The organism is Salinicola sp., assembly GCF_982684285.1.
Genome location: NZ_CEXLVS010000186.1, coordinates 1 through 8,163, shown reverse-complemented (window position 1 = coordinate 8,163; position 8,163 = coordinate 1). Strand labels below are relative to the sequence as shown.

Below are 8,163 nucleotides of genomic sequence, written 5' to 3'. Positions count from 1 at the left end.
CACGCCTTACCCCTTCGTATCCGCTTCACTTTGCCGCTCTAGTCTCTCAGGCTTCATCAATCAGCCCTGCAACGTCGGTTGCACGGAAATAGACACGCCTTCCAACCTTCCTCTTGGCGGCATTCCATTTCACTGAAAACTCTGACTGGCTCTGCAAAGATATTCGGAGACCATCGGGACTACGCTTCAATAATTCCGATAAATCGGTCAGGGAGAGCAGTGGTCCATAACGTTCAAGCAACTGTTCTTCGGTTGTCATAAACACCTCAAGATAACGCAAAGCAAGACTTCACTTTCAATATTTACGCCATCTTGAAAAAACTTTCAACACTTTGATTTTGTTGTTAAAAAAGTATAGCTATACGCCAACTTAAAAGTTTATCTATACTTTTCCATCAGCACCTCAGGTAAAACAAAAGAACCACCAATCCCGCATATAAAACTCGAACAATAACCAAAGCGACCCTGCCCCTCAAGTGTCAACAAACAGCTTGAGTCGATCACCTTATGCACGAGACTTGGTCAATGCATTTTATTTCATTGACACTTGAGGAGCACTTTTTATAACCACAATCCTTCAGGCACATATGCATATGGAAAAACATGTCCAGCATGAGGAATGCTAGGCAGGAGAGGATGGCATTGAGTAGCGCACCACTGAGGTCACACCAGAAAGGCAGAAGAAACTTTAGCCGCTAAATTTTTCCTATGCGTCACTGAGGGATGATCACCCTCCAATCGATGTAGTATGTTGTATACTACTACAACATACTACATACAAACCCAAGAAAGCCAACCGCCTTTGCTTACAGTTCATTAACAATCATAAATACAAGCATCAGCTTTCATCGCCTTGACTCTCCCGAAGAGTCCAAGATGCAATAGATGACGACGATAGTGTCAGCTTTAATGACTCTAAATCATCTCTGTCGACTTCCAAGTAAGCTTCTCGCCCTAACCTAGAGAGAATGAGCACATCTTTAACCACACAAAGACCACCATCTTTATCTAACACATTGATTTCAAGCGACTTAAAAAGCTCGCATCCCTCCCTCTTAAGAACCAACTCAGAAGCTTCTATATTTCCAAATTTATATATTTCCATCACACCATACGGAATCCTATCGAATCTCCCAAAGGATATGAATATCATAACAATAGCCATAAGACCTAGAACAAACTCTTTTGCGTATGGAGAGGAAGCCCCCTGAGGTGAAGCGGATGCAGTATTTATAAAAACAATAAACATCGCTGACAAAAAACCCAAAAACCATGACCTATCACTAATGCTTTCAAACTCAACGACTGACAGCCTGAAAACCAGATACAGTGGAAAAAAGATAAAAACAGCAGAGCAGAATGTCGCAGCCACTAAGAAAACAAACTCTTTACCTCCCTTGACCACACCAAAGCCACTATAAAGGCATAGATAGAATAAATACATCAACGCAACAAGACCCAGGGTTAACATCCAACACCAATTCCCTAAAAAAAGGCTTAACCCTAAACTGACATAAACAGTAAACAGGGGAATAGAAAACCAAATCAACAGGTTACGAAAGCCAGAACTAGCGCTACCCTCTAGCCAGTACCTTTTAAGTTCTGAATTATCCCCCAAGAACTCCCACACCCCTCTCCAGAACGACCCAGCGAAAACCATCATAATCAGCATCATTATGATGATCACAATTGAGGTGACCGAAGCTGCCGCCGTTATAGTTACCGAAGACTTTAAATCAAAATCCGGCATGTATCCTATAAGAGCGTAATAAATTACAAAAATCACACCACCTATAAGAAGAACAGCTGACCAAAACACACTAGCGACATTTTCATATAAATATTTTTCCAGCCTTCCTTTATCCATAACCACCACCTTGCTTAATATCGCCTCATGTTACAATATGAGCACTAGAGCGATCATCACCATCTAGAGCTCGCATGTTTATTCTGATTTTACTCAGGACTTTCCTGTCTTTATCTCCAACTGGCTAGAACAGATCAAACAGTTAAATAAAACTGTCACGCAGACCATCCAGCTTCTTCACCAAATCCTCTGCCCTGAGATGGGTATACCGCCTCAGCATCTGCATTGACTTGTGCCCACTGATCGCGGCGACCTCCTGATCGGATAGCCCCGCCTCTACCAACCGACTGACGGCCTCATGGCGCAGGTCATGGAAGCGGAAGTCATTGAGCCTGGCCTGCTTCTTCGCCTGGTTCCAGAGCTTGGTATAGGCGTAAGGACCGCGCTTGCCGTCCCTGCCAGGCTCACCAAAGAACACCAAATTACAGTCCAACGGACGCACCGGGTTGTTCAGCGCTTGCTTGAACACTTCTATGGCGACCTGGGTCAGCGGTACCAGGCGGGCTTCGTTGTTCTTGGTGTCGGTGAGGCGCACCACACGGCGTTTTACGTCGACCTGGGAGCGAGTGAGGGTCAGGATCTCCGACGAGCGCATGCCCGTCTCCAGGGCGATTCTGGCGATCCAGGCCAACATGGGATTGCTGTGCTGCCGTAGCACGGCGAACAGGCGCTTCTCCTCGTCGGCGCTCAGGCGCCGGTCGCGCCCTTCTCCAGGGCTGGGTTTGCGGATATTTTGGACGGGGTTGTAGGTCAGGCCCAGACCCCATTCCTGGATGGCCACGGTGTAGAGATGGCCGAGCAGAGCAAGCTCCAGACGTACGGTATTGGCGCTGATGGGCTGGCCACGATGGCCAATGCTGTTCAGGCGGGTGTCACGGAAGTTGGCAATCAGCTCCGGCGTCAGTGCCGCGAGGGAGTACTTGCCCAGGTGTTCAGTCAGCGTGCTGGCCTTGTGGCGCTCGCTCTTTTGGGTGCTGGGCTTCTTGGTGGGTGTGACGTCGGCCAGGTAGCGCTTGAGGGCTGCTTCGAGCGTCATGCGCTCCGAAGCGCTGCGCTGGATATAGACGCCACGCACCATTTCGTCTTCGGTGCGGCGTGCCCAGTCCTGGGCATCTCGCTTGGTGCGGAAGGTCTTGGCGGTGGTGGGCCAGCCGGTCTTGCGGATGACGGCTTTCCAGCTTCCGGCAGGGGTCTTGACGATGGTGGCCATGAAAGTCTCCAGGGGGCTGAAGGATCGGCACTGTACCGAAACTGTACCCTTGGACTATGGGACTCACCAGGTAAAATTCGTAAGACGCTGATTTCATTGGTGGGCCCAGCAGGACTCGAACCTGCGACCAAGGGATTATGAGTCCCCTGCTCTAACCAACTGAGCTATAGGCCCTGAAACGCGGGAGCCGTATGATAACCAAAGCGGTCGGCACAGGCCAGCCGCTATTGAAGGCCATGAATGTCCAGGGAGGACACGATGTCACCGAAACCGATCATTCGCTGCGTCATGGGTATCGGCCTGGCCGCCGGACTGGCCCTGTCCTGCGGTCTGGCCCAGGCGGCGTGGCAGCTCAACCCCGTTCAGTCCCGCGTCACGGCCACGGTGACCGAGATCACCAGCGGGGGCGAGTCGATCACCCACGAGCACGCCCTGCGCCGCATGGAGGGCCAGATCAGCGCGGACGGCACGCTGAAGCTGCCCATTCGGCTCAACCAGACCGATGTGCTGGATCGCCTCGGCGATCTGCCGCCGTGGATGTCCTCGCTCACCAACACCACCCTGGTGACGGTCGTCACTCACCTGCCTCCGGAACGGATCAACTCGCTGGCCGTCGGCCAGTCGACGGTCGAGATACTGACGCTCCGTACCGATTCCAACGGCGAACAGCGCCAGGAGAAGCTGCCGGTGCGGTTCACCCGCGAGGCGGCCGACGTCGTGCGCGCCCGCAATGCCGAACCGGTGTCTCTGGACGGCAGGGAACTGATGAAGAACCAGACCGTGCGTTCGATTCTCTCGCTGATGGGATACCAGCAGATTGGCGACGAGGTGCCGGTCGAGCTGGATGCCGTGCTGGTCGATCGCTGAGCGATGTCCGGATCCGAAGCCGCTGTCACTGAATTGCCGCCGGGGTGTCACTCGCCACTGAGCGAGTGGCCCTGGCGCGAAGCATTGCCCTGGGCGAGATTCAGTGCCCTGCGTTTCGATACCGGGGCGCTGTGCGAAGCCGACCTCGATGGCTGGCACCTTTCGCTACCGGATCGCCTGACGACGGCAGCGGCCAAGCGGCGGGCCGAGTTCCTGGCCGGCCGCCTGAGCGCTCGCCACGCGCTCGCCGAGCTGACAGGGTCGCTGGCGACACCGGCGCAGGACGCCGAGCAGCTTCCCCGCTGGCCAGCGGGCACCGTCGGCTCGATCACCCACAGCCGGGGGCTGGCAGCGGCGGTGGTCGCCGGGCAGGAAGCGTGTCGCGGCATTGGCCTGGACGCCGAGGTGGAGATGACCGCTGAACGTGCGCGCCGCCTGGCGCCCCAGATCCTGGTGGCATCGGAACGCGCCTGGTTCGACCACCTGCCCGGTGAGCGACAGGGGGAGTTCCTCACCGTGGCGTTCTCGCTCAAGGAGAGCCTGTTCAAGGCGCTCTACCCGCTGGTGCGTCGACGTTTCTACTTTCCCCATGCCCGGGTCACCGCCTGGGACGCCGACGGGGGAACCGTCGCGATCGAGCTGCTCGAGACACTGTCGCCGGAGTGGCGGGCCGGTGCCCGGTTGACCGGGCAGGTGGCGAAAATCGGCGACTATCTCTTGACGCTGATCGCGATCTCGCGAGAATCGTGAGCGACCAAACTAATTTCACTGAAGCGCGATCGCCAGTGCGATCGGCTCGCCAGCGGAACCCGATCCCATGATCAAGTGGATACTGATACTACTTTTCGTCGCCAGCGTGCTCTATACGCACTATCGCGGGCGCGTGCGTCACAGGCCGTTGCGCCAGCTCTCCGATCACTCGACCTTCATGTCGCCGATCAATGCGCTGATGACGCTGTTCGGGCGCGACAAGGATCGCCCCTACCACGACCTGCGGAACTACCCGGAGCTCGAACGCCTGACCGGCAACTGGGAGACGATCCGCGACGAGGCGATGGCGCTGCAGGATCACATCAAGGCCTCTTCCCGCTACGACGACGCCGGTTTCAACTCCTTCTTCCGTCGCGGCTGGAAGCGCTTCTACCTGAAGTGGTACGGCGAGAGCCACGCCTCGGCCGAGCAGCTCTGCCCGCGGACCACGCAGCTGTTGGCAGGCATTCCCAACGTCAAGGCCGCGATGTTCGCCGAGCTGCCGGCGGGCAGTCACCTGACCCTGCACCGGGACCCGTATGCCGGCTCCCTGCGCTATCACCTGGGCCTGATCACGCCCAACGACGATCGCTGCTACATCGATGTCGATGGCGAGAAGTACAGCTGGCGCGACGGCGAGGCCGTGATGTTCGACGAGACCTACCTGCACCGCGCCGAGAACGGCTCCGAGCAGAACCGTATCATCCTGTTCTGCGATATCGAACGTCCGATGAAATATGGCTGGGCCCGCAGTCTCAACCACTTCTTCGGGCGTACCGTGATGGCCGCCGCCAGCTCGCCCAACGACGACAGCGACCGCACCGGCGGGCTGAATCGCGCCTTCAAGTACATCTACGCGGTACGGCGCCAGGGCAAGGCGCTCAAGAAGCGCAACAAGTCCCTCTACTACGCCATCAAGTGGGCACTGTTCGCCATCGTGATCATCGCCATCATCGTCTGGTGAGCGGCCGGGCCGGCACACGCCGGCCCTTTCCTCTTCCCTCTTTCCTCTTCCCTCTTCCCTCTTCCCTCTTCCCTCTTCCCCGGATCGTCCGGCACTCGCCGCCCTCGCCGTATCGTTCTTCTCTTTTTTGAAAATAATTGTCATTGCGGTTCAGAAAACGGACTCCCCTACGTCTTCTTATTGGCAACATCCATGGATAAGAACGATTTTCATTCAAGGGGAGTCTGTCGTTCATGCATCATGTTCTGCGCTATCCGGCAAGTGCACTGGCCTGCGCCTGCCTGTCGTTTCCCGTCTGGGCCCAGCAGACGGGCGACAACACCGTCGCCACCACGGCGTCGGCTGAAACCGCCAACCTCGATACCGTCACGGTGACCGGGCAGTCGGCCGCGACCAAGACCGAGACGCCCATCGTCGAGACGCCGCAGACGGTATCCAACGTCGACCGCGCCGAGATGGACGAACGCGGCGTGCGCACGGTGCGCGAAGCGGCGCAGTACACGCCGGGGGTCTATACCAACCAGGTCGGGGCTTCCAATCGTTACGACTACCTGGTCATGCGGGGGTTCTCCGACGGCAGCCTGAGCAACACCTATCTCGACGGGCTCAAGGTGATGGGCGACGCCAACGGCTACAGCTCGATGGTGATCGATCCGTGGTTCCTGGATAACGTCGAGATCGTCAAGGGGCCGGCCTCGGTGCTCTACGGACGCTCGTCGCCCGGTGGTCTCGTGGCCTTGACCAGCAAGAAGCCGCTGTTCGAGAACCGCAACGAGCTCCGTTTCAGCACCGGCACCAATAGCCAGCGCAGCGCAGCGTTCGACTTCTCCGGCCCGCTGGACGACGAACGTCGCGTCGCCTATCGCCTGGTCGGCATCGGCAGCAAGACGGACACCCAGTTCGATCATGTCGAAGAGGAGCGCTACGCCATCGCGCCCTCGATCACCTGGGACGCCACCGACGTCACCAGCATCACCCTGATGGCCTACTTGCAGAAGGATCCGGAAGGCGGCTATCACTCCGGCGTGCCCTACGAGGGCGCCGTCAGCCGCCACAACGGCCGCCATATCAGCAACGACTTCTTCGACGGCGAGGCCGACTACGACAAGTTCGAACGCACCCAGCGCATGTTCGGCTACAACCTCGAGCACCGCTTCAGCGACAACGTCACCGGTCGTCAGAAACTGCGCTACCTGAACTCGGACGTCGAGCTGAACCAGGTCTACGGCTTCGGCTGGGTGTCGCCGGACTCCAACGAACTGAACCGCTACTACTCCGGCGGACGCGAGTCGCTGCAGGCGTGGACCGTCGATAACCAGGTGGAGGCGAAGCTCAAGAGCGGTTTCATCGACCACACCGTGCTGGTCGGCGTGGATTATCAGAAGCGCAAGAATGACGTCACCTGGACCTACGGCTCCTTCCCCAGTCTCGATGCCTTCAACCCGAGCTACGGTGCCGAGCCGATCGGAGACATCGCCGTCACCAACGACGAGCGCCATGAACTCAGCCAGACCGGAATCTACCTGCAGGATCAGATGGCGATCGATCAGTGGCGCCTCACCCTGGGCGGCCGCTACGACTGGGTCGATATCAAGAACAAGAACCATCTCACCGATAGCGAAAGCACACTCGACGACACCCAGTTCAGCGGTCGTGTCGGCGCGCTCTACCTGTTCGACAATGGCCTCGCGCCCTACCTGAGCTACAACACCGCCTTCACGCCGACCAGTTTCGTCGATGCGGAAGGCGATCTGCTGGAACCCATGGAGGGTGAGCAGTGGGAGACCGGACTCAAGTACCAGCCCCCAGGAAGCCGCGATCTCTATACCTTGTCGCTGTTCCGGATCAATCAGGAGAACGTGGCCACCAAGGAGCAGCCCAGCGACCCCTATCGCTCCGTGGGCGAGATCCGTTCCCAGGGCGTCGAGCTACAGGCCCGCACCTGGCTGACCGACAACTTCCGCCTGCAGGCCGGCTACAGCTATACCGACATTCGCTACACCAAGAGCGACGACCCGGAAGAGGACGGCAACTACGCCATCTATGCGCCGCGCCACCAGGCCAGCCTGTGGGGGCACTACGCCTTTGATCGCGGTGCGCTCGACGGGCTCGATGCCGGCCTGGGCGTGCGCTACTACGCGGATGTCTATGCCGATCGCGCCAACACCGAAACGGTGCCCGACTACACCCTGGTGGATGCCGCGGTGGGTTATGACCTGAGCCAGGTCGGTCTGCAGGGGGTCAGCGCCCGGGTCAACGTTGGCAATCTGCTCGACAAGGAGTACGTGGCGTCGTGCAACTCGCTCGAGTATTGCTACTTCGGCGCGGAGCGTAACGTCACCGCGACCGTTTCCTATCAGTTCTGATCTCACCGGGAGGAAACCCCACACAGACCATTCAACCACGCGGGCGCCTGGCTAAGCTCTGTCTGAAAAATCGGCGAGCGATAGCCAGACAAGGCAAAAATCGGCGAAAGAGGACCGGGCTGGCGCTCCAGTTTACGGG

General features: G+C 57.7%; 7 protein-coding genes and 1 tRNA gene. 4 read left to right on the top strand and 4 right to left on the bottom strand.

What is annotated here, in order from left to right; translation table 11 throughout:
* Positions 1–46: 46 nt before the first annotated feature.
* The 4 genes from AC3AYF_RS15130 to AC3AYF_RS15115 all read right to left on the bottom strand — a co-directional run bounded on the left by AC3AYF_RS15130 (position 47) and on the right by AC3AYF_RS15115 (position 3,251).
* A complete protein-coding gene (locus AC3AYF_RS15130) occupies positions 47–259 on the bottom strand; it encodes a DNA-binding protein (protein ID WP_263584784.1) in 213 nt (70 codons plus the stop codon).
* 579 nt (positions 260–838) lie between these two features.
* Positions 839–1,867 carry a hypothetical protein gene (locus AC3AYF_RS15125; RefSeq protein WP_295040084.1) on the bottom strand — a complete coding sequence of 343 codons (1,029 nt, stop codon included), beginning with the start codon at positions 1,865–1,867 and terminating at the stop codon, positions 839–841.
* Positions 1,868–2,009: 142 nt separating this feature from the next.
* Positions 2,010–3,077 carry a site-specific integrase gene (locus tag AC3AYF_RS15120; protein ID WP_295040086.1) on the bottom strand — a complete coding sequence of 356 codons (1,068 nt, stop codon included), beginning with the start codon at positions 3,075–3,077 and terminating at the stop codon, positions 2,010–2,012.
* Between the two features lie 97 nt (positions 3,078–3,174).
* Positions 3,175–3,251: transfer RNA gene (locus tag AC3AYF_RS15115), tRNA-Ile, on the bottom strand.
* Positions 3,252–3,335: 84 nt separating this feature from the next.
* On the opposite strand from AC3AYF_RS15115, the gene AC3AYF_RS15110 reads away from it, so the two are divergent.
* The 4 genes from AC3AYF_RS15110 to AC3AYF_RS15095 all read left to right on the top strand — a co-directional run bounded on the left by AC3AYF_RS15110 (position 3,336) and on the right by AC3AYF_RS15095 (position 8,024).
* Positions 3,336–3,944, top strand: a complete 609-nt coding sequence (locus tag AC3AYF_RS15110; RefSeq protein WP_295040088.1) for a hypothetical protein — start codon at positions 3,336–3,338, stop codon at positions 3,942–3,944.
* 3 nt (positions 3,945–3,947) lie between these two features.
* Positions 3,948–4,694, top strand: a complete 747-nt coding sequence (locus AC3AYF_RS15105; protein ID WP_295040090.1) for a 4'-phosphopantetheinyl transferase family protein — start codon at positions 3,948–3,950, stop codon at positions 4,692–4,694.
* A 67-nt stretch (positions 4,695–4,761) separates the two neighbouring features.
* Complete coding sequence (gene lpxO, locus AC3AYF_RS15100; protein WP_295040093.1) at positions 4,762–5,658, top strand: lipid A hydroxylase LpxO; 897 nt, start codon at positions 4,762–4,764, stop codon at positions 5,656–5,658.
* A gap of 233 nt (positions 5,659–5,891) precedes the next feature.
* Positions 5,892–8,024: a TonB-dependent siderophore receptor gene (locus AC3AYF_RS15095; RefSeq protein WP_295040095.1), complete on the top strand. Its 2,133-nt coding sequence runs from the start codon at positions 5,892–5,894 to the stop codon at positions 8,022–8,024.
* Positions 8,025–8,163: the final 139 nt, after the last annotated feature.

Coding starts and splice junctions, on each gene's coding strand:
- AC3AYF_RS15120 (WP_295040086.1), bottom strand. CDS start 3,077: ATGGCCACCATCGTCAAGACCCCTGCCGGAAGCTGGAAAGCCGTCATC.
- AC3AYF_RS15105 (WP_295040090.1), top strand. CDS start 3,948: ATGTCCGGATCCGAAGCCGCTGTCACTGAATTGCCGCCGGGGTGTCAC.
- AC3AYF_RS15125 (WP_295040084.1), bottom strand. CDS start 1,867: ATGGATAAAGGAAGGCTGGAAAAATATTTATATGAAAATGTCGCTAGT.
- AC3AYF_RS15095 (WP_295040095.1), top strand. CDS start 5,892: ATGCATCATGTTCTGCGCTATCCGGCAAGTGCACTGGCCTGCGCCTGC.
- AC3AYF_RS15130 (WP_263584784.1), bottom strand. CDS start 259: ATGACAACCGAAGAACAGTTGCTTGAACGTTATGGACCACTGCTCTCC.
- AC3AYF_RS15110 (WP_295040088.1), top strand. CDS start 3,336: ATGTCACCGAAACCGATCATTCGCTGCGTCATGGGTATCGGCCTGGCC.
- lpxO (WP_295040093.1), top strand. CDS start 4,762: ATGATCAAGTGGATACTGATACTACTTTTCGTCGCCAGCGTGCTCTAT.